This window comes from Streptomyces sp. NPDC059582 (genome assembly GCF_042735715.1).
GTDB lineage: Bacteria > Actinomycetota > Actinomycetes > Streptomycetales > Streptomycetaceae > Streptomyces.
This window is the reverse complement of sequence record NZ_JBHWCC010000061.1, coordinates 21928-43476: the sequence shown is the minus strand read 5'-3', so window position 1 is coordinate 43476 and position 21549 is coordinate 21928. Positions and strand designations below refer to the sequence as shown.

General features: G+C 69.3%; 13 protein-coding genes and 2 pseudogenes. 6 read left to right on the top strand and 9 right to left on the bottom strand.

Annotated features, from left to right (window positions below; translation table 11 throughout):
* Positions 1 to 144: 144 nt before the first annotated feature.
* Positions 145 to 2784 (bottom strand): annotated as a pseudogene (locus tag ACFV0T_RS35790) (multifunctional oxoglutarate decarboxylase/oxoglutarate dehydrogenase thiamine pyrophosphate-binding subunit/dihydrolipoyllysine-residue succinyltransferase subunit); the annotation flags it as partial.
* A gap of 9 nt (positions 2785 to 2793) precedes the next feature.
* Positions 2794 to 2859, bottom strand: a pseudogene (locus ACFV0T_RS35785) (hypothetical protein); the annotation flags it as partial.
* A 549-nt stretch (positions 2860 to 3408) separates the two neighbouring features.
* Here ACFV0T_RS35785 and ACFV0T_RS35780 point away from each other — a divergent pair.
* Entirely contained in the window at positions 3409 to 3864 is a 456-nt protein-coding gene (locus tag ACFV0T_RS35780; RefSeq protein ID WP_385788706.1) for a DUF6884 domain-containing protein, read from the top strand.
* Between the two features lie 91 nt (positions 3865 to 3955).
* Here ACFV0T_RS35780 and ACFV0T_RS35775 read toward each other — a convergent pair whose 3' ends face one another.
* A complete protein-coding gene (locus ACFV0T_RS35775; RefSeq protein WP_385788704.1) occupies positions 3956 to 5092 on the bottom strand; it encodes a TDT family transporter in 1137 nt (378 codons plus the stop codon).
* A 406-nt stretch (positions 5093 to 5498) separates the two neighbouring features.
* Between ACFV0T_RS35775 and ACFV0T_RS35770 the strand changes: the two genes are divergently transcribed.
* On the top strand, positions 5499 to 5885 hold the full coding sequence (locus ACFV0T_RS35770) for a nuclear transport factor 2 family protein (protein WP_385788702.1): 387 nt from the start codon (positions 5499 to 5501) through the stop codon (positions 5883 to 5885).
* Positions 5886 to 5984: 99 nt separating this feature from the next.
* Positions 5985 to 6527: a GNAT family N-acetyltransferase gene (locus ACFV0T_RS35765; protein ID WP_385788700.1), complete on the top strand. Its 543-nt coding sequence runs from the start codon at positions 5985 to 5987 to the stop codon at positions 6525 to 6527.
* A 52-nt stretch (positions 6528 to 6579) separates the two neighbouring features.
* Here ACFV0T_RS35765 and ACFV0T_RS35760 read toward each other — a convergent pair whose 3' ends face one another.
* From ACFV0T_RS35760 to ACFV0T_RS35750, 3 genes are all read right to left on the bottom strand, one after another.
* The gene (locus tag ACFV0T_RS35760; protein WP_385788698.1) at positions 6580 to 7029 is read right to left on the bottom strand and encodes a DoxX family protein; all 450 of its coding nucleotides are present in this window, start codon (positions 7027 to 7029) and stop codon (positions 6580 to 6582) included.
* A gap of 260 nt (positions 7030 to 7289) precedes the next feature.
* Entirely contained in the window at positions 7290 to 9596 is a 2307-nt protein-coding gene (locus tag ACFV0T_RS35755; RefSeq protein ID WP_385788696.1) for a discoidin domain-containing protein, read from the bottom strand.
* A gap of 454 nt (positions 9597 to 10050) precedes the next feature.
* The gene (locus ACFV0T_RS35750) at positions 10051 to 10500 is read right to left on the bottom strand and encodes a MarR family transcriptional regulator (protein WP_385788694.1); all 450 of its coding nucleotides are present in this window, start codon (positions 10498 to 10500) and stop codon (positions 10051 to 10053) included.
* A 78-nt stretch (positions 10501 to 10578) separates the two neighbouring features.
* Between ACFV0T_RS35750 and ACFV0T_RS35745 the strand changes: the two genes are divergently transcribed.
* Complete coding sequence (locus ACFV0T_RS35745) at positions 10579 to 11637, top strand: ABC transporter permease (RefSeq protein ID WP_385788693.1); 1059 nt, start codon at positions 10579 to 10581, stop codon at positions 11635 to 11637.
* Positions 11638 to 11797: 160 nt separating this feature from the next.
* On the opposite strand, the gene ACFV0T_RS35740 is transcribed toward ACFV0T_RS35745, so the two are convergent.
* Both ACFV0T_RS35740 and ACFV0T_RS35735 read right to left on the bottom strand, forming a co-directional pair.
* The gene (locus ACFV0T_RS35740; protein ID WP_385788691.1) at positions 11798 to 13660 is read right to left on the bottom strand and encodes a glycoside hydrolase family 76 protein; all 1863 of its coding nucleotides are present in this window, start codon (positions 13658 to 13660) and stop codon (positions 11798 to 11800) included.
* A 382-nt stretch (positions 13661 to 14042) separates the two neighbouring features.
* The gene (locus tag ACFV0T_RS35735) at positions 14043 to 15425 is read right to left on the bottom strand and encodes a HEAT repeat domain-containing protein (RefSeq protein ID WP_385788689.1); all 1383 of its coding nucleotides are present in this window, start codon (positions 15423 to 15425) and stop codon (positions 14043 to 14045) included.
* Positions 15426 to 15942: 517 nt separating this feature from the next.
* Here ACFV0T_RS35735 and ACFV0T_RS35730 point away from each other — a divergent pair.
* A complete protein-coding gene (locus tag ACFV0T_RS35730) occupies positions 15943 to 19371 on the top strand; it encodes a phosphodiester glycosidase family protein (RefSeq protein WP_385788687.1) in 3429 nt (1142 codons plus the stop codon).
* A gap of 182 nt (positions 19372 to 19553) precedes the next feature.
* On the opposite strand, the gene ACFV0T_RS35725 is transcribed toward ACFV0T_RS35730, so the two are convergent.
* A complete protein-coding gene (locus ACFV0T_RS35725) occupies positions 19554 to 19979 on the bottom strand; it encodes a pyridoxamine 5'-phosphate oxidase family protein (protein WP_385788685.1) in 426 nt (141 codons plus the stop codon).
* Between the two features lie 532 nt (positions 19980 to 20511).
* On the opposite strand from ACFV0T_RS35725, the gene ACFV0T_RS35720 reads away from it, so the two are divergent.
* Entirely contained in the window at positions 20512 to 21522 is a 1011-nt protein-coding gene (locus ACFV0T_RS35720) for an aldo/keto reductase (RefSeq protein WP_385788683.1), read from the top strand.
* Positions 21523 to 21549 lie beyond the last annotated feature (27 nt).

Here is a 21549-nt window from a genome sequence, read left to right as displayed (position 1 = left end):
GAGGCCCGTCGGACGCCCCGCACCGCGCTGAGGTGTCGGCCCGCTGCGAGCGGTACTCCTCGGATCTGGTCGAGGGGTACCGCTCCCGAAGGGCCCGCGCCGCGCTGCACGGTCCGTCCTGCGCGCCGTAGGAGGTGGCACCTGTCAGCGGAAGGCCGATTCCACGAGGTCCCTCTGCTCGCCGGCATGACGCCGGGCGGAGCCGACGGCGGGGGCCGAGGACCGCGCCCGGCTCACGCGTCCGACGGGCCGGCCCGTCAGCCGGTGCAGATGTGGCCCCATGAACGACCACGCTCCTTGGTTCTCCGGCTCCTCCTGCACCCATCGCACCTCGGCGTCGGCGGGGAAGCGGCCGAGTTCGCCGCTCAACTCCTCCTCCGGGAACGGGTACAGACGCTCCAGACGGACGATCGCGGTGTCCGACAGGCCGGAACTTCGCCGGTGGGCGTCCAGGTCGTAGAAGACCTTGCCCGCGCAGATCAACACCCGCTTGATCCGGGCCGCTTCGGCCGTCCGGTCCGGTAGCACCGTACGGAACGCGCCCGTGGTGAGTTCGGTCAGCGGAGAGGTCGCGGCCTTCGACCGCAGCATCGACTTCGGAGTGAAGACGACCAGTGGTCTTCTGCGGCTGCCGAGCGCTTGCTGCCGGAGCAGATGGAAGTAGTTGCCCGGCAGGGAGGGCATGGCGACGGTCATGTTCCCCTGCGCGCACAGTTGGAGGAAACGCTCGACCCTGCCGGAGGAGTGGTCGGGTCCCTGGCCCTCCAGACCGTGCGGCAGCAACAGCGTCACCCCGGAGCGCTGCCCCCACTTCTGTTCGGAGGAGGAGATGTACTCGTCGATGACGGCTTGGGCGCCGTTGGCGAAGTCGCCGAACTGGGCTTCCCACAGCACCAGAGCGTCGGGCCGGGCCAGTGAGTAGCCGTACTCGAAGGCCAGCGCCGCCAGTTCGGACAGCGTCGAGTCGTACGGTGCGAAGCCGGCGGCCTGTGAGCCGAGGGAGCCCAGTGGCGTGTGCTCCACGCCGGTGTGCCGGTCGATGAGGACGGCGTGGCGTTGTCCGAACGTGCCGCGGCGGGAGTCCTGTCCCGCCAGCCGCACCGGAACCCCGTCCAGCAGCAGGGAGCCGATGGCCAGTGTCTCCGCGGTGGCCCAGTCGATCGTTCCCTCGTCCAGCATCGTGCTACGCCTCTGGAGCTGCGGCAGTACGCGTGCGTGCACGGTGAAGTCCCGTGGCAGAGCCGTCTGGGAAGCGGTGATGTGCCGTGCGGTCGCCTCCGTGATCGCGGTCGCCGCCGTACGGCCGGCCCCGACCCCGGCGCGCAGGGAATCGACGGGCGCCGGGGAGTCGGGCACCGACGGTGCCCGGGTCTCGACGAAGGCCTGCTCGAGGTGCCCCCGGTAGTTCCGCAGCGCGCCTTCCACCTGCCGCTCGTCGAGGTCGCCGCGGCGGACCAGTGCCTCGGCGTACAGCTTGCGCACCGAAGCGCCGGCGCCGATACGGTCGTACATCGCCGGCTGCGTGATGGATGGATCGTCGACCTCGCTGTGCCCGTGGCGCCGGTAGCAGACCAGATCGACGACGACGTCCTTGTGGAACGTCTGGCGGTAGTCGAAGGCCAGCCGTGCGACCCGGGCGACGGCCTCGGGGTCGTCGGCGTTGACGTGGAAGATCGGGGCGTCGACCGTCCTGGCCACATCGGTGGCGTAGGTGCTCGAACGGGCGCCGGCGGGCGAGGTCGTGAAGCCGAGCTGGTTGTTGATGACGAGGTGAACCGTCCCGCCGGTGCGGTAGCCGGGCAGCTGTGACATGTTCAGCGTCTCGGAGACGACACCTTGACCCGCGAACGCGGCATCGCCGTGGACGACGATCGGCAATATGGGGAAGGTCTCGCCCGCGTCCGCGGCCCCGTCCTGCTTGGCGCGCACGACGCCCTGGGCCACCGGCCCCACGATCTCCAGATGCGAGGGTTTCGCCACGACGGACACGGCGATCGTGCCGCCGTCCAGGGCGCGGTACGTTCCTTCCGCACCGAGGTGGTACTTCACATCGCCGGATCCCTGGACCGACCGGATGTCCGCCGCGTCCTCGAACTCATCGAAGATCTCCGCGTAGGACTTGCCGATGATGTTGGCCAGCACGTTGAGCCGGCCTCGGTGGGCCATACCGATGACGGCTTCCTTCACTCCGTTCCTGATGGAGCGGAGCAGCAGGGCATCGAGCAGGACGATCGCCGACTCGCCGCCTTCGAGCGAGTACCTTTTCTGGCCCACGTACTTCGTCTGCAGGAACGTCTCGAAGGCCTCCGCCGCGCCCAACCGGTAGAGGATCTGCAGTTGTTCGCCGCGGTCCGGCCGGGGCTGAGGGGATTCGATCCGCTGCTGGATCCAGCGACGCTCCCGGGAGGCCTGGATGTGCATGTACTCGGTGCCGACGGTGCGGCAATAGGATTCCTGGAGGAGATTCAGCACGTTCCGCAGTGTCATGGTGACCTGCCCGGCGAACCCGTCCACGACGAACTCCTTCTCCAGTTCGTCGTTCCGGAGTCCGAATGCCGTGAGGCCGAGGTCCGGGTGTGCGGCCGCCGGCTTCATCTTGAGCGGGTCGGTGTCGGACATCAGGTGTCCGCGTACTCGGTACGCCTGGATGAGTGCCGCGACGCGGACCGCCTTGATCGCCGCCTCGTCCGTGCCGTCACGCGCCGTCGTCGTGCCGTTGCGCGCCCGCTGACCGGGTACGGACGCCGGAGAGGCGAAGAAGTCTCGCCATGTCTCGTCGACCGAGTCGGGGTCGTGCCGGTATCGCTCGTACTGTTCGTCGACGAGCCATTCGTTGAGGCCGAACTCCAGCCCACGCATCACCGGATCCCCGGCATGTGATTGCGACGCCACTGTGTGGATCGCCTTCTTTCCTCATTGAGGTCGAACTGTGCCGGACGCAGCCGAACTGCCTGGTCGTCCCCCGTGGTGTCCAGGCGAGTCGCTTCCCCTTCGTTCCTGTAGGAGGCGATATGCCCGTCTGTGTCGCATCGCCGACGTTATGGCATCGAGGGGTCCGAGAAGGACACGTGAAAAGGCCATGGCGGCATCACATCGGGACATCGCACCGGGCAGGCCGCCTGCGCGTGGCACGCCGCGATCGCACATCCGAGGTGTCCGGACCGGATACGGCACGTCCTGATCCGAGGGCTTGGCGTCCCTGCGGACGGGGGTCGCCGCAGTCCAGAACCTGGTTGTCGATGTCATGGAAACGAGCTCACTCCCGACGAGCGGTCCCAGCGCCGGGTCGACACGTCACCTACGTCGGCCTCGGACGTGACGCACACCAGGCGCGTACACCGTCACGACCACTGGCGTCTCACGCGAACGGGCAGGACGACCGATATGACGACAGGCAGGAACACAGACATGACCGCGAACGACCACCTCGACTGCAACAGACCCGAACTCGTCGTCATCCCGTGCGGTAGCCGCAAACTGGACCGGCCGGCACCGGCGGCCGACATGTACGTCGGCTCATACCACCGTGCGTGCCGCAAGGGGGCCGAAGCGCTGCGGCCCGACCGACTGCTCATCCTCTCCGCACGCCACGGCCTGCTCGACCTCGACGACGTGATCGAGCCGTACGACACACCCCATGGCGCGGTCGGCTCCGTGACGGCCCGACTTCTGCGGGAGCAGGCAACTCTGCGCGGAATCATGGGCCTTGATCCGGTCGTTGCCCTCGGCGGCGCCCGACACGTCGGGCTCGTCCGGGCCATCTGGCCGCACGCTCGCACTCCGTTGGCCGGAACACGCGGCATGGGGGAGCAAATGGCTCGGCTCGCCGCGATGCGCAAGGCGCTGGAGTCCCACCTGCCGTGAGGCCCCTGTGCGTGGCTCGGCCGGATGCCCGCGGCTCCGCCGGTCCTGCCACGTGCTTGACCCGTGAGGGTCTACCAGCGGCTACGACGGTCTAGCGGTCGCCTTCGAGAGGGGTCAAGGCGTACGAGCCGTCCTCCTCGACGGGCCGGCGGCGTGTGTGCCCGGCAGCGTGGCGCAGGGAGTGGCCGGACACCACCACCCAGGCGATGACGAGCAGCGCGTAGAACGCCACTGCCGTCCAGATGAACGGCTCCGAACCGGTCCGTGCCGCGAGGGCGCTGGTGGCCGTCACACAGGCGCCGACGGGGAAGATGAACGACCACCACGTAGGTGCGAAGGGCAGTCCGGTCCGGATCGTCCGTGCGGTCAACCCGGTCGCGAGCGCCAGCCACAGCATGGCGAAACCCCACACCACGATGCCTCCCAGCAGCGCGAAGACCGCGCAGCCCCGCGCGTAGGGCGCGGGCAGCGCGCTCGGCGCCACCGCGGCCAGCGCGCCGAGCGCCGTCACCGCCTGGCCCAACGCCCCCAGGCCGATCCACACCGTGGGCACCACCGTTCCGGTGGGGGCATCGTGGTGCACCAGGCGGGCGTAGACCATCGCCAGCACCAGCAGTGCCGCGACGAGGCCGAGTCCGAGCATCGCGTAGCAGCCCAGCAGCAGGGCGAGCCGCGGCTGACCGGCCGGTGCGTGGGGGACGAGCAGGGCGCCCGTCGCGGCGGAGACCATCGGCGGCACCACCGGCATCAGCCAGCCGCCGAACGCGGCGTCCGGCTCGAAGCGGTGCCGAGTGATCATCAGATAGGGCACCGCGCAGGCTGTGGCAAGGCCGAGCACGGTACCCAGCGACCAGAGCACCCAGTCGACGGCCAGCGCGGCCTCGGCCCCGATCAGCTGTCGGCCGAGCAGCAGCGACCCGGCACCCACGGTGAGCAACGCCATCGGCGGCGCACCGAAGAACTGGGCCGTCACCGGATCGGTGGCGTGCGACCGCAGAGTCCGCTGCCGCAGGTAACCGACGGCCAGCACGACCAGCAGCAGCGCGGCGCCCAGCCAGACCACCGTGGCGGCGGCGCGCAGCCCGTGGAAACTCCGCGGCAAGGTGGCCGCCGCATCGGCGACGATGCCGGTACCCATCACGGCCGCGAACCAACTGGGGCCGAGCAGTGGACGCGCGATCCTGCTTTCCGGAGGCGGCAAAGGACGGGCAGGCAAGGAGAAATTCATGACCCGAACCGTATGTGGGGGTTGAGGCACCGCAGTCGATCATGTCCTGATGCAAGCGGCTCATGGCACAGATCGAGGGGCGGTCATTGTGCCGAAGGGCAGTTGTTGTGCGGCCGACATATTCGTATGCGTTCGTATGCGCCGTGAGCGGCGCCGGGGCCGCCACTGCTCGCGCTCGAACGGCTCCCGAATGCCAGCGTCGCGGACCACTCCCCCCAGGCCGCATGCAACGGGTCGTTGCGGTGACCGCATGACGACGAGAGACGGGGCGCCCGTCCCGGACGGCCCCTGAGCAGGCACGACAGGGCACGCGCCGGCCGCCATCGCCAGGGTTACGCTGGTGGGCAGGAGGCTGGGACACCGGAAATGGATCTCGTCCGACATCCCTGTGATCGGAGGGAACGCGATGGGGGACCAGGAGACCCGCGCGGCGCTGGACCGGCACTGGGCCGCGTCCGCTGCCGGGGACCAGGACACCGAGCACGAGATCTATCACGATGACGTCATCACCGACTATCCCCAGTCGGGTGAGCGCATCCAGGGCCGAGGCAATCTACAGGCGCTGCGCTCCAGCCACCCGGCCAGGCTGGACTTCACCGTTCGCCGGATTCTCGGTGGCGGGGATCTCTGGATCACCGAATACGTGATCAACTACGACGGGAATCCCACACCCACCATCAGCATCATGGAATTCCGCGAGGGCAAGGTCGCCCACGAGACCCAGTACTTCGCGGAACCGTTCACCGCACCCGCCTGGCGCGCCCGATGGGTGGAGTCGATGCCCAGCTCCTGATCGCGTGGGCCCGCGCTGCGTCGCCTGCCTGCGCTGTGAGCCGATGACTGTCCCCGGATATCCTGTCTCGTCCTGAACAGGCCAGGGAGGTCCCTCACCATGAGCAGCGCCGCGTTGCCCTTTCCCGATCGGATCGAGCTCAAGGGGGCAGGTCTTGTCCTGCGCGACTGGACGGAAGCGGACCTCGTCGCGATGCCGGACCTGTTCGACCACACCGACATCGCGTACTGGACGCCGATCGTCTCGCCCTTCGACGAGGCGGCCGCTCGCGCACGGCTGGCCCGGGACCGGCAGCTGCGGGCGGAGGGTACGGCCATCCTGCTCGCCATCACCGTGGACGGCCGCGCGCCGCTCGGTGAGGTGATGCTGCGCCGTGCCCCGGAGGGCACGGAGCTCGGCTACGCGGTCGGGCCGGCGCACCGCGGTCAGGGGCTGGCGGCGCGGGCGGTGGGGGTGATGGCTGCGTATGCCTTCGAGCAGCTGGGCGCGGAGCAAGTGATTCTGGAGCTGGAGGCCGAGAACGCCGCCAGTGTCGCCGTAGCCACACGGACGGGCTTCAGCCTGCTCGATGTGCCGCTGATCAAGGGGGAGGAGAAGGGGCGGCCCTTTGCCCTGCAGACGTGGGGCCTGAATCGCCCCTGACCGGCGCGGGGCGGCGCCGGTCAGTCCCCCGATCGACCTCGACCGCCGCGCGTCACGAGGCTCGTTCGCGCGCGAGCCGGGTGGAGCCGGGAGTGGTGTCGGCGCGGCGGACGAGACCAGCTACGGACAGGTCGCCGGACCCGAAGAAGACCAACAGGAGAAAGCCCCAGCAGAACAGCGCCGGCGACAGGCCGCCGTTCTGGAGCGGGAAGAGCCCGTCCGGCTGGTGCTCGGTGAAATAGGCGAACGCCATGATCCCCGAGCTGAGGAATGCCGCGCTGCGCGTCGCGAGACCCAGGACGACGAGCGCACCGCAGACCAGCTCGATCACTCCGGCGTACCAGAACGGCCAGTCACCGACCGGGCTGGCCCGCCTGTCCAGCACTCCGAAGACCGTGGCGGCGCCTTCGCTGGCGAACAGCAAGCCCAGGACGATACGGAACAAGCCCAGAACGAGGGGCTGGTGGCTCGACAGACGGTCGCTCAGGCGCTCAGCGCTCATCGGTGCATACTCCTTGGGTCAGCAGCCGCGACGTCGGGTGACGGCCACGGCGGGGAAGTCCTCTGCTCTGTCAAACGTTCGCGCACCGCCGACGGTTCAACAGAGCTCCTCGGTGCGGTAATGAATCGCTAAAGCGGGCCCGGTCGAGGGTGGGGCGCTGTTTCCGCCGCGTGCTCACGTGACGGAGCCGCCGACTCCGTGGAGGCGGCGGCTCCTCAGCGCGGTACGGTCGACCGGTCGGTCCGGGCCCGGGGACATCACTAGCCGGTGTAGGCCTCCAGTTCTGAGAGCTGGCCGGCCGGCCAGCCGGTGTTCCCCGTGACGACGACGCGCAGGTACCGGGTGGAGGTGCCGGGCAGGGTGATGGTCGTGCTGTTTCCGCTCGACGGGTTGAACGTGTAGCCCGCCGACGCCTTGAGGGTGCTGTACGTGCCGTTGTCGGTGCTGCCCTGGATGCTCAGGGTCTGGGTACGGGTGGCCCAGGCGGCGGCGGGAGGAAGTTTGAGAACGACGCGCTTGACCGCCTTGGCGGCACCGAGGTCGACGGTGACCGACTGAGGGAAGGCGTTGTTCGCGCTTTCCCAGTAGGTGTCGGCGTTACCGTCCACGGCGTTGGCCGCACGGTAGACGTCGGTGTGGCTCGTCTCCGTCACCGGCCGGCTCTTGGCGAGATTCAGGGTCGCGGGGTCGGTGGGCGGGTCGGTCGGGGGATCGGTCGGCGGGTCGGTGGGCGGCGGGGTGCCGTCGCCGGGTACGCCGTTGTTGGTCCACTTCGGGTCGGGCCAGGTGCCGGTGCAGACCGGCGGGTCGGCGTACCAGCCGCTGTTGCCCGTCCCGCGGGTGATCTGGAACCCGGAACCGATGCAGTTGTGGATCGGGTTGGACTGGCCGATGTTGGTGGCCGTCACGTTGGTGAACGACGCGGTGCCGGGTGCCTGGATCTGGAGCGCGTAGGTGCCGGCGCCGTCGATCCGTACGTTGTCGAAGTGCAGACCTCGCGTCGCGCCCTCGATGTTCATGATCGCCGCGTATGAACTGTCGAGAATCTCGCTGTCGGAGATGTTGATGGTGGCGTCGAGCGGCTCGTTGAGGCCGCTGAACCAGACGGCACCGACCCCGAACTGCCAGTTGAAGTCGTTGTTCCCCGCCCGGATCAAGGTGTTGCGGCTGGCCGTGGTGGTACCGGAGACGGCCGTGCCCCTACCGGAGTTGACGCCGGGATACCGGTTGGCGATGTGCAGACCGCCGCCGTTGGTGATGGTGTCCGCCATGACGTTGTCGGAGAGGGTGATGTCCTTGCCGCCGTACGTCACGATGTTGTTCGCGAGGATCGGCAGGATCACCGTGTTGAAGGTGAACTTGTTCTTGACGTTCGGGACGTTCTCCGCCCACATCGCCAGACCGTCGTCCCCCGTGTTGCGCACGAAGGTGTTGGTGACGGTGGAGTTGGTCACGCCCATGTGGAAGTTCACGCCGTCGGCGGTCTGATCCAGAATGCGGCTGTTCTTGATGGTGAAGTTGTTCATGGGCCCGTCCATCCAGGCCCCGCACTTGGTGTGCTGCATCCACACGTTGTCGACCGTCGAGTCGGACAACGCGCCGCCGATGGCGTTGACTTGGTCGTTGTCCTCACGTTCGCGGATGTCTCCGACGATGGCGAAGTCCTTCAGCACGACGTTCTTGCTGCCGCCCTGCGCGGAGTACTTTCCGTAGACCCCGACAGCCTTCGCCCGGTTCGAGGGGTCACGGCCGGTCAGCACGCTGTACCAGGGTCCCGCCCCCGCCAGCGTGACCTGGTCCACGACGATGTGATCGCGCACATTGAAGGTTCCCTGCGGGATGTAGACCGTCTTTCCCTGTGTCTTGCCCGCGTCGACAGCGGCCTGGATCCTGGCGGTCGAGTCCGACGCTCCGGTCGGGTCCGCGCCGAAGTCGCTGACGACGTCCAGGGCACCGGACGGCTTGGCGATGGGCGCGCCCACCTGCTCGAAGTCGGCGAGGTCGATGGTGAACGTCGGTGAGTCACTGGTGGACGACACCTGGAGGCGCACCTTGCTGCCGGCGGGCAGCGTGGAGCCGAACATGGTGCGGGTCTCGTCGTAGAAGTGGTGCGGGTTGGTGTCGCCGGGGTTGTTGTTGAACGGGTAACCGCCGTAGTACCAGCCGTACTTGGAGGTCACCGGGACACTCTTGAGCTGGCTCCCGTTGACCTTCAGGTCGATGCCGGCATCGCGGCCGGTGCCGGCGGAGTTGTCCGGCAGCGAATAGCGGAACGACATGGCGTTCGCCGGAGCGGTCAGCGTGAACTCGACGTACTCGCCGGCCGTGTCGAGCGTTACCGCCTGTCGGCCGGAGGCTTCTGAGGCGAGATGGCCGTACAGACGGTCCGGCCCGATCAGAGTGCCGTTGGTGGAGGCGTACTCGGCCTCCTGTTCCTTGAACGGAACGGTGGCGCCCCGGCCTGGAATTCCCACGGGAGACGGGGCGGGCACCCCCGCCGCGGCGGCACGGGGAGCGGACAGTGCCACTGCGGCGACCGTGCCCGCGGCGACCAGGGTCAGCGACATCGACGCCCATATGCAGCGTCGCAGGGATCTGCGTGGGTGATGGGGGGTCACAGGCACGTCCTTCGAGGCTCATGGGGGGAGCGGACGCAAGAAGGTTAGAAGTGGCAGTAAGAGAAGTCCATGAGATGCGCAAAACTCGCATAGAAAGCTGCAAAAAAGCGATGTCGTCGATCTTGCGGGGATTCGGCGTCGGCCGGGGCGGCGGTCGGGGCCCATCCCGGAGACCGCCGCCCGTCTTCGTGGCGCGAGATTCCCGTGGGGGTGGTGGCGCGCTTCGGCTCAGCCGAGCGCGTCGGGGCCCGCGCGGTCGGTGCCCGCGACCTGGCCGGTCTCGGCCGTGACGGGCGCGCCGTGGGCGTTCACTTCGAGGATGTGTCGTATGCCGTCGTGCGGCGTCAGGCCATGCGTGCCGGTCGACCGACCACAATCCTCTTCGCCTGCGGACCCCTCACGGTCACGGTGTGCTGTCGTCCACGGCCGAGGGGTTCAGTGACGCCAACAGTTTGAGCAGCAGTGTGTGCGCCTGCTCCTGCTCCGTCGGTGTCAGCGACTGCAGGGCTTCGGCGTGGGTGGCGGCCACCGCCTTCCCGGCCTCCGCCGCGAGACGCCGACCGGCCTGCGTGGCGTGCAGCCGATGCGTGCGTCGGTCGCGCGGGGTGGTTCGACGCTCGAGGAGCCCTCGCTCGACCAGCCCGGTGACCGCCGTTCCCATGGACTGCGGGGTGATCGCGGCCCTGCGCGCGGCGGTCGCGCTGGATACACCCGGATCGAGGACGGCCTGGGTCAGGGCGCTGTTCTGGGCAAGGGTCAGCTGGAAGGGGCGCAGTGTGCGCTCGATCCGCGACGCCATGATCTGGCCGATCTGCCAGGCGACATAGCCGGTGTGCCGGTCGGGTTGGTTCACGTGGCGGATCCCATTTGTAAGGCAGCTTATTGTGATGTACACATATTATCAGTTGCCTTCTATTCTAGGACCGTATCGATGTCCCAGCGAGTCGCTGCCCGACGGCCTCACAAACACGCCCTGGACGTGGCCCACGCGCCGCCTCGTCCCGGAACCCCACGTGCCGTCCTGCTCCCCGCCGCGGTCGTCCTGCTGATCGGCACCGTGTTCGTGAGTGTCTATCTCGCCGCCTTCCACGCCCCGCGCCCTCATGAGCTCCGCGTGGGCACGACGGAGATAGGCACGCAGCAGGCGCTCATGCGCGCTGGCCTCGCCCGTGCCATCCCGGGCGGCTTCACCCTCGAGACCTACCCCGACGAATCCGCCGCCCGGCAGGCTGTCCAGGAAAGGTCCGTGTACGCGGCCTACCTCGGCAGAGGGGAGCTGCTGTACGGCAGCGCCAACGGAGCCGCTGTCACCGCGACCGTGACCAACGCCTTCAGCTCCGTCGCCCACGCTGAGCACCATGGACTCACCGTCGAGGACGTGGCCCCGGCGGCGCCGGGTGACACCCGGGGTCTGTCCGTGTTCTACGCGGCGTTCGGCCTGGTGCTGGCCGGATACCTCTTCGGCATGACGACCTATCAGCTCGCACCCCGGCTCCAGTACCGCTGGCGCATGGCGAGCCTGGCCCTGTTCGGCATCGTCGGCGGCGTCGTGGTCACCACGATCGCGGGGAGTGCGGGTTTCGATGCCCTGCCCGGACCCTTCCTGCCCCTCGCCGTCGTCGTCGCGCTGATGGGCGCCGCGGTCGCCGCCACGACCATGGTGCTGCTGCGGCTGTGCGGCTCCGCGGGTGTCAGCCTCGCCTCGATACTCCTGCTGATCCTCGGCAACAGCAGCAGCGGCGGGATCATGCCGGCGGCCTACCTTCCGGGGTGGCTGCGCCCGCTGTCCGACATCCTGCCCGTCGGGGTGGGCGTCCGCGCCATGCAGGGGCTGTCCCGGTTCCAGGACGACGGCCTGTCCCGCGCTCTGGTGATCCTGCCGGTGTGGGTGCTCGGCGCCGCGCTCGTGCTCTACCTGAAAGACGTGTTCCGGCGTGAGGCCCCGACCGGCGCGGTGCCGGAGCCCGAGGTACAGCCTGCGATGAGCTGAAGTCGGCACGGGCGAGCGGTCGAGAGCCGCTGGTCACGGTTTGCGGGAGGGCACCGCTCCGCGTCCGCACGGGAATGCGGGCGCGGCGCGGTGCCCTCCTGCCGTGACCTCTGACCGACGTCTTCGGTGCTCCGCGTGCTGCGGCTCCCCGAACCGGTCGTCAGCCCGCGGCGGCGGTGAGCGCTCCGAGGGCGCCGGCCTGGGTACGCCAGTCGGTCTGGTTGGGGAGGGCGCCGGCCCAGCGTTCACCGAGGACGTTGAGAGGGCTGCGGTCATGCGCCCACAGCGTGTCCGCCTGTTTCTGGATGTAGCCCCGGTAGGTGCTGGAACCAGTGGCCTTCGCGAGGTCGGCGAAGTTCCGCATGAAGATGCCCTTGAACTGCTTCTGATTGTCGTCGCAGGACGCCGAGCCCACGTCGCAGGATTCGGTGAGCACTCCGTCCCTGGTCAACGTCGGGCTGTTGACAGCGGCGTCGGCGAGGGCCCGCGCGGTGGTCAGCAGCGAACCGTCCCCGGTGACCCTCCACAGTTCGGTGAAGCCGCCGATGGCCAGCCCCTGGTTGTAACTCCACACGGTGCCGCCGTTGTTGGCGCAGGCGGAGGACAGTCCGTCGTTCACCAGCCCGGCGGAATTGATCATCCCGCTGGACCTGTACCAGGCGGCGGCGGTCCTGGCTCGCTGAAGCCATGCCGTGTCGCCCGGGATGCGCTGGTGCAGCGCGGTGGTCAGCCAGAGGTACTGGCCGTTCGTCACGGCGTTCTTGTAGGTGCGTTCCCGGTCCCACCACACGCCACCTCCGCAGGTGCCGGGATCCCAGTACTGCCGCACGTAGTCGGCGATGGTGACGGCCTCGGCGAGATAGCGCGAGTCGCCGGTGTAGTCGTACGCGTCGATCCAGGCGATGGCCCACCAGCCCGAGTCGTCGATGGAACGGCTGATGAAGTGGCCCTCGATCGCGTCCGAGCTGCGCACGCCGGCGGCGAAGGCGCCCTTGTTCCGTTCGTAGGTGCGCGCGACGGCCCAGTCGTAGTCGTGTGTGCCGGTGGTCCGGGCGAAGTCGACGAGGGAGGTGAGGGTGGCGGCGGAGTTCCACCAACTGCTGGGCCACCAGCCGTTGTAGGGGTCGTACGAGGCCATGAGCGCGTCAGCCGCGGCGCGTGCCCGGGTCGGCGCGGGCCTGGCCCACGCGGTGCAGCTGCCCTGCTGGTGGCCGGCCTCGCGACCGCAGGCGCGGACCGCACCGCCGTACAGGAGACCGCGTGGATCGCGGGTGGCGTACATGGCGGTGCGGGTGCCGGTGGCTGCGGACGGAATGCCGGTGCGGCCGAGGGAGGAGCCGTCCGGCCAGGTCGAGCCGCCGTCCCAGGAGCGGTCCAGCCAGATCTCGTCGCCGCCACCGCCGGATTCGATGCTCGCCCAGGCCATGGAGTTCTTCTGGTCGACGTGCAAGCGGATCGTGCGGCCGTAGAGAGTGGTGGACGGCACCGGCTGTTCGTCGCCGGCCGCCTGGCCGGCGTCGGTGCGGTCGCAGAGCGTGTCGCAGACGGTGGGGTAGGCCCAGTTCGTGCATCCGACGGCGGCGGCGTCGCCGCAGGCCCGGACCAGCCCGCGCCGGTGGTTGCGGGGATCGGTGATGTTGTACATCAGCGTCCTGGTGCCGGTCCAGGTTCCCGGGACGGCGGCCTTGCCGAGCAACCCCTCCCAGGTGGCGCCGCCGTCCCAGGAGCGGTCCAGCCACACCGAGTCGCCGGTCGCGCCGTCGTCGATGCTGGCCCACGCCATGTCGTCCGCGTCGGAGACGTGCAGTTCGAGGCGACGGCCGTTGAGGTTCTCGGTCGGTACCGGAAAGCTCTCCTGCCGGGCCAGTGAAGGGTCCAGCGTGTCGCAGGCCAGTACGCACACCTGGGTGGCGGCGGCCGCGGGCGCCGCGGCCGGGACAAGCCCCGCGCACGCGAGGACGACCGTCAACAGGAAGGTGAGGAAGCGTGGTCTGACAACGATGTCGGCTCTGCGTAGGGACACCGGAACTCGCCTCGATTTCACGATGGGGGATGCCGGTCGGCGGGCGTGGCCGGAGCCGACGGCCCTTCGGTGAGCCGGGCGGGAGCCGAGCCTGGTCCATACCTGCCTCCGACGCAGTGAACCGGCTTGGCGAGTCCCTGTCAATCCTGCCAACAGGGCTCTGCCTCAAGGGCGTTCACCGTGACTGCGACGGCGGCCCCCTGGTTCCGCGCGCCCCATTCCCGGCGAGATCCCGGTGAGATCTCGGCGAGACTTCCCCGCGTCGAACCGTCCGATCGGACACTGGATCTCGCGGTGACGCTCCTCGGCACGGCGAGGTACCGGACGTACGCGGCCGAGCCGGGTGTCGCCGGACTTCCTCAGCCCGCGGCCGCACAGCGCATCACACGGGCAGTGCCCCAGCCGGGTGACCGTGCTTCCGGCCGCACGCGGTCAGCGCGAGGACCCCTTGACCCGACACCCTGGTGTTCGCCCCCAGCGCTCCGGGATCGACCGACAGTCGCGCCGCGATGTCGTTGGCATAGCAGGTGTCGGGGATCCGGAGCTCCTCCTTCACTTGTTGGTGGCGCGCTCTGAACGCTTCGGAATCCGAGAAGTTCACACCGTCGAAAGCGTCGTCGGGGAAGCCGTCCTGGTGCGGCAGGAGGTAGCCGGCTTCGGCCGGGTGCGAGGGGACTTCGTCGCCGTCCTCCTCGGCGTCGAACGCGTCGTAGTGGCGCACCACCTCTCCGGCTTCGGCGATCGACCAGGCGGTCCAGCCGTCACCGCAGCTCATCCCGTACCACTGTGCGGCTCCGAACGTGCGGCTGAGATCGGTGCATCGCTCGCGTACGACGTCCGCCAGGGCCGTGTCACCGTCGTCCGCCTCTTTGATGCGGTGTGTGTCCTGGGAGGTGTCGCCGAAGACCAGCGTCCAGCCGTCCAGTACGGGGCTGACGTAGACGCGCGCACAAGTGTCGTGCGGGCGGTTCCGTTCCCAGTTGTGGTGGTCGTGGTTCCACGCCGCCTCGCCCGTGCGGAACGTGACCGGCTCAGGGTCGGCCAGGTCGAACGCGTCCAGCACCGCTGCCTGGTCGATGCTCGGAACCGCGTACCAGGATCCGCACAGATGCATGCCGGCCGGGACCTCGGTCCGCTTCTTGATTCTTGTCAGCCGGCGCCACGCCGCCAGGTCGCCGTCGTCGAGCACCGCCGGTCCTCCCATGGCGGCGAGTGCCTCCAGAGCGCCCGATCGGATCCTGGGCCCGGTCGCCGGCTCTCGCCGCAGGCGCCGCAGTGCGGGAACGGCCTCGGTGCCGATGGCCGTGAACGCCCAGACCGCTCGCCGCCGGACCTCGGGTTCCGGGTCTCCCAACAGCGGAGTCAACCGGTCGACGAAGGGGACGGCGGCCTCGCCCAATCTCTGGAAGGCGAAGAGGGCGTTGCTCCGGACGCGAGCGCACGGGTGGTTCAGCAGTGGTGCGTAGACCCCCTGATCGACCACATTCAGCCGTCCCAGCGCCCAACCGGCCCTTCTCGCGACCTCAGGTGAGCCGGCCGCTGCGACGGCGTCCGCCAGCGGCAGCAGGGCGGGTTCCCCGATCCTGCACAGCACGTCCGCCGAGACGGTCCAGTCGACGGGGGACTGCTCGTCGCACAGTACGTCCAGCACTGGTTCGATGACGGCCGTTCCCCGAGCCATTCCCTGTTCCACGAGGGCGTCGCGGGCCGACCGGGTGTGTTCCCAGGAACCGGTGAGCGATTCGGTGAGCAGTCTTCGGTCCATGGCGGGCACCCTAACCGGGGGTACTGACAGTGGCGTCGGCTTCCCCACCCGCGGCCCGCCCGCGGCTCACCCGCGGCTTATGACGGCCCAGCCGGGGTCGGCTCACCAGCAGAGACGGACGGTGTGAACGCACGCCGCCCGCAGGTCGATTCACCATGAATGGGGCAGGTCGCCTCGGTACCGCGTACCGGCGCCCGACTGCGCCGACTCGGCGCTCGGACGCCTGCCGACGCGTGTCTCTCCGCCGGACCACCGAGGCTGCCGTACGAGACGGGGACGCGCCGGGCGGCCCGGCCGGCTGACCCGGCCAGGACCAGGCGAACGAGGAACGTCCCCGGTGGCGCACGATCCGTCGGACCAATGTTCACTCATTGCACCGCTGACGGTCATACACTTCACGTTGCCCCAACACCCACAGTGCGTGCACTGAGCGCTGCCCACGACTTTCAGCATGAAAACCGAAAGAAGTCAGTCAGTGCCGCTCCGTCTTGACCCCGTCGTCTCACAGTCGCGTTCCATGGCACGGCGGGGTGCTGTTGTTCTCGCCCTGGCCACAGCGCTCAGCATCGGCGCCGGAATGGCGACGACCGCCCAGGCGCTCACACCCGGGAACCTGGTGTCGGCCCCCTATGGCGCGCCGCAGCCGGGCAGCCCCTCCCACGGGCTGATTCCCAGTGTCGCCGGCCAGTCCATCGTCACCGACGAGAACCGGACGCCGATCGCACCTGGCCTGAACCTCACCCGATTCGACCGGTTCGGGACCGACGGGTGGGTGCGGGGGCAGGTGCTCGTCGCGGACCTCGCCGACGACCGGCTGAGCGTGGACTACATCTCCTCCGGCACGGTCACGGGCAAGTCCCGGGTGACCGAGCAGGCCAAGCGCACCGGAGCCGTCGCCGCGATCAATGGCGACTACTTCGACATGAACGACACCGAGGCCCCGGTGGGCGGAGCGGTTTCACGCAAGGACGGCCTCGTCAACTCGCCCACCGAGGGCCGCGGTCAGACGGTCGCCATCGGGGCGGACGGCCTCGGCAGACTCGCCCAGGTCTTCCTGGAGGGCCAGGTCACGGTCGGCGGCGAGCGGAACCTGAAGCTGGCCAGCGTCAACTCCCCGGTTCTGGCGGCGGGCGGTATTGGCCTGTTCACCGACCAGTGGGGCCCCTCCCCGCGCACCAAGCCCGTGAACGGCGCCGACCGGGTCGCCGAGGTCTGGCTGCGCGACGGCAAGGTCACCGACGTACGCACCTCCGTCAGCAGCGATCCGATCCCCGCGGGCACCAGCGTGCTGCTCGGCCGGGAGGCGGGCGCCGACGCGCTGGCCGCGCTCGTGCCCGGTGAGGCCGTCGCCGTCACCTACCGCCCGCGCGCCGACTTCGGCGATGTCGCGGTCGCCGTCGGCGGCGGCCAGGTGCTGGTCTCGAACGGTGTGGTGCAGCGCTTCACCGACGGTGACACGGTCACCGCCACCTCCCGCACCAGCGTGGGCTTCTCCGCCGACGGCCGCACCATGTACCTGGTCGCGATCGACGGCAAGCAGACCAACAGCCGTGGCATGGACCTCAACGAACTCGGCGCGTTCATGAAGGGCCTGGGCGCCACCAACGCCCTGAACATGGACGGCGGCGGCTCGACCACCATGGCCGCCCGCCTGCCCGGTGAGAACACGACCGGCCTGATCAACAGCCCGTCCGACGGTTCGGAGCGGCAGGTGGCCAACGGGCTCGGGCTGTTCGCGGCCCCCGGCTCCGGCACCGTACGCGGCTTCCGCGTGCTGCCCGCCCTGTCGGCGAACGGTTCCGACAAGGTCTTCCCGGGCCTGCGCCGTACGGTGCGTGCCCTCGCCCACGACGAGACGTACGCGCCGCTGCCCGCAGGCCGCGTCCAGTGGCGCGACGAGGGCGGGCGGGTGTCGGTCGACCCCGGCAAGGACGGCACCGCCGTCGTCACAGGCCGGCGTTCCGGCAGTGCCCGCGTGGTGGCGTCGTCCGGCCACCGGGCCACCGGCACGGCCGAGCTGACCGTCCTCGCGCCCGCCGTGCGGATCGCCCCGAGCAGCAGCCTGGTGGCGCTGGACGGCGCCGGGCGCGAAGCGCGTCTGACCCTGACGGGATACGACGCCCTCGGCGACTCCGCCCCGATCGAGGCGTCCGACGTCAAGGTCACCGGCGGCGAGGGCGTGGTGTCGGTGCAGCCCACGGGCGATGCCACCTTCTCCGTGCGTGGCCTGGCCGACGGCGCCTCCACCACGCTGCATCTGACGGTCGGGAAGATGTCCACGGACGTCGCGGTCACCGTCGGCCTGGCCGAGAACTCCTTCGCGGACCTGTCCGACGCCGCGTCCTGGACGTCCGCGAACGACCGCGCCCCCGGCGGATCGGTCGCCCCGGCCCCCGGCCACGACGGCGCGCCCGGTCTCGCCCTGACCTACGACTTCACCAAGTCCACGGCCACCCGCGGTCAGTACGCCGTGCCGCCGCAGCAGATCCAGCTGACCGGCCAGCCCCAGGCCGTCACCATGTGGATCAACGGTGACGGCAACGGCGAGTGGCCGCGGCTGCAGTACCGCACCGGCTCCGGCGTGACCGCCAACCTCGACGGCCCCCTGATCACCTGGACCGGCTGGCGCAAGGTCGAGTTCCCGGTGCCCACGGGCACCGTCTACCCGCTGACCTTCCAGCGGGTGCGGCTGCTGGAGACCAGCGCCGCCCGCTCCTACACCGGCGCGGTCACGATCAGCGATCTGCGGGTCAAGGTCGCCCCCGACGTGCAACTGCCCGTCCAGCCGAAGGTCGCCGACCCGGTCGTGGTGACCGACGGAACCGTCGACGGCCGCCCGCTGCGCGTCGCCGTGATGTCCGACGCCCAGTTCGTCGCCCGTGACCCGGACAGCCCGCTGGTCGAGGCGGCCCGCCGCACCCTCGCCGAGATCGCGAAGGCCAAGCCGGACCTGCTGGTCATCAACGGCGACTTCGTCGACGAGGGCGCGCCGGCCGACTTCACGCTCGCCCGCAAACTGCTCGACGAGTTCGACGCCCGTACCGGTGGAACCATCCCGTGGCACTACGTGCCCGGCAACCACGAGGTGATGGGTCCTGGGACCACCGTCAACTTCAAGGCCGAGTTCGGCGACACCACATCGGTCTTCGACGACAAGGGCACCCGCTTCATCACCCTCGACTCCTCCAGCGGCACCCTGCGCGGCGGCGGCTTCGCCCAGCTCCAGCTGCTGCACGACCAGCTCGCGGCGGCGGCGAAGGACCGGTCCGTCAGCGGTGTCGTGCTGTTCGAGCACCACCCCACCGAGGACCCGCTGGCGGACAAGGCCAGCCAGCTCGGCGACCGCAAGGAAGCCGCCCTGGTGGAGCAGTGGCTCGCCGACTTCCGGGCCGAGAGCCACAAGTCGGCCGCGTTCGTCGGCTCCCACGTCGGCGTCTTCAACGCCACCTCGATCGACGGTGTTCCGTACCTGGTCAACGGGAACTCCGGCAAGAACCCGGCCGGCACGCCCGACGACGGCGGCTTCACCGGCTGGACGATGCTGGGCATCGATCCGAAGGAGGGCCGCGTCACCGACCCGTTCGACGTCCCGTCGGACGACTCGGAGATGTGGCTGCGGGCGGAAGTGCACGCCCGTGCCGACTCGGTGGCCCTCGACGCGCCCGGCACGCTCACGGTCGGTGACCGGGCCGAGGCGTCGGCGACGCTCACTCAGGACGGCACCCGTACCGTCCCGGTGGCCTGGCCGGTCAGCGCCGACTGGAGCGGGACCCGCGTCGACGTGGTGGGTGGCGATCGCGACCACGGTCACCACGACGGCACGCCGGTCGTCTCCTACGACCCCGCGACCGGAACGCTCACCGCGCGGCGGGCCGGCACCGCTGTACTGCGGGTGACCGTCAACGGTGTGACCGCCGAGCGGACGATCACCGTGCACCACCGCTGATACGTCCGTCGCCGGGCAGGCTGCCTGCGGCACCTGTCTGGCGGCACGGCGGGAGCCGGGCGCGCGCCGCACCTGCGAGGCGCGCCCGGCCCGCGCGAACAGGAGGCCGGCGGCGGGCCGAGGCCGAACGGTGCGTGGCAGGGGGCGACGGCCGACCAGCTGGTGCCGCAGCACTAGGAACCTCAGAGAGAACCGAGGTCCGAACTCACCCACCGACGGGGACGCATGTGCAGCACGACCTGCTCCCCGTGTTCCGCCCAGGCGGTCTCCACGTAGCCCTCGACCTTCTCCGCCGGCAGATACCGCGCGGAGATCTCGGTCAGTTGCTCGCGGGTGGCCGGTTCGGTCGACACCACCGGCCCCTCGACCGAGACATAGCGGACCGTCGGCTCGACCCGGTCGACCAGCAGGGTGAACCGCCCGGCGGCGGCGATGAGTGCGCCCTTGCGGGAGTTCCGGCCCGTCATGATCCAGACATCGCCGCCGGGCTCGTACTGGTACCAGATGGGCACGGTCAGTGGGGCACGGTCGCCCTCCCCGTTCACCGCGAGGGCGGCGACGTGGGGTTCGGCGAGGAACTGCTCACGCTCTTCCAGGGACAGCGGCACGGCGACGCTCCTTCGGTACGGGGACTGACGCTCAACGGTTGCACCGCCTGCCCCCGATTTCCCGTCGCCACGCATGAGATCCGAATCCTGGGTGCCTTTCACCGGGCCGGCGCTGCCGCTCGCGCGGTGGGTGATGTCAATCAGAAAAGGCGAGCAGCTCCATGGTCGGAGAGTTGGCGCGCGTATTCAGAATCGGCGCGCATATTCAAGAGTTTCCGCGTCGGGGTGATATTTCCTTGCCGGTTCGGGTAAGAGGCCCTATCGCCCGACCGGTTGACCCGTGAGGAGGCTGCTGTTAGCATCGTATATTGTGCAGTTTTGTATCGGTTTATACTGCAATGAATTGTGTATGGCTTTCGATATGAGACAACGATTTCGGCACGTTCCGTCCTGGGTGGCTGATATTCGGAGAATCGGGTCGGTGTGAAGTGGCCCCGCCGGTGGATGGGCTGCACGAGCGGGCCGCTTTGAGGCTGGTTGTCGGGATCCGCACTCTGTCCGGAGCGGCCTTCACGGCGCGGAGGAGCCGATCATGACCCTAGGCAAGGTTCTACCGGAACATATCGGGTTCGGCACGGCACCCATGGGCAACATGTTTCGTGCCGTCCCGGACGACGAGGCCTCCGCGACACTGAATGCCGCCTGGGACCAGGGCATCCGCTATTACGACTCCGCTCCGCTGTACGGCGCGGGCCTGGCCGAGATCCGCCTGGGCGAACTGCTGTCGCAGAAGCCCCGGGACGCATACGTGTTGTCCAGCAAAGTGGGCCGCGTCATTCTCGACGAGGTCGAGCCCGGTAGCCGCGATCTGGGCGAGAAGGGGAGTCTGTTCGCAGCGGGAAGGCCGAACAAGATCCTCCACGAATGGACCGCCGACGCCACGGAGCGTTCCATCGAGGGCAGCCTGAAGCGTCTGGGTGTGGACAGGCTGGACATCGTCTGGGTGCATGATGTGGCCCAGGACTTCCATGGCGACCTGTGGCTCGGCAAGTTCGAAGAAGCCCGGACCGGGGCGTTCCGGGTCCTGGCCAGGCTGCGCGACGAGGGTGTGATCAAAGCCTGGGGCCTGGGAGTCAACCGCACCGAGCCCGTGGAGCTCACTCTGGCGCTCGACGAGCCGAAACCCGACGGGTTCCTGCTGGCCGGCCGGTACACCCTCCTCGACCATGAGCATGCCTTGCAGCGACTGCTTCCCATGGCTCAGGAACAAGGCGTCGGCATGGTGGTGGGCGGTCCCTACAGCTCCGGAATCCTCGCAGGCGGCTCCCACTTCGAGTACCAGGACGCACCTGCGGAGATCGTCGAGCGGGTTGAGCGCATCAAGGCCATCGCCGACCGGAACCGGGTCGCCATCAAGGCGGCCGCCTTGCAGTTCTCCCTCGCGCACCCCGTGAGCGTGGCGGTCATTCCCGGGGCGACCAAGCCCAGCCGCATCACGGAGGACCTCGCCGCACTCCACGAGCAGGTCCCAAAGCGGTTCTGGCAAGAACTTCGCGAGGCGCGGCTGGTGAGTCCCATGGCCCCGCTTCCCGGCGGCGTCTGATCCCGCCTCGAATCCCCCTCGAAAAGA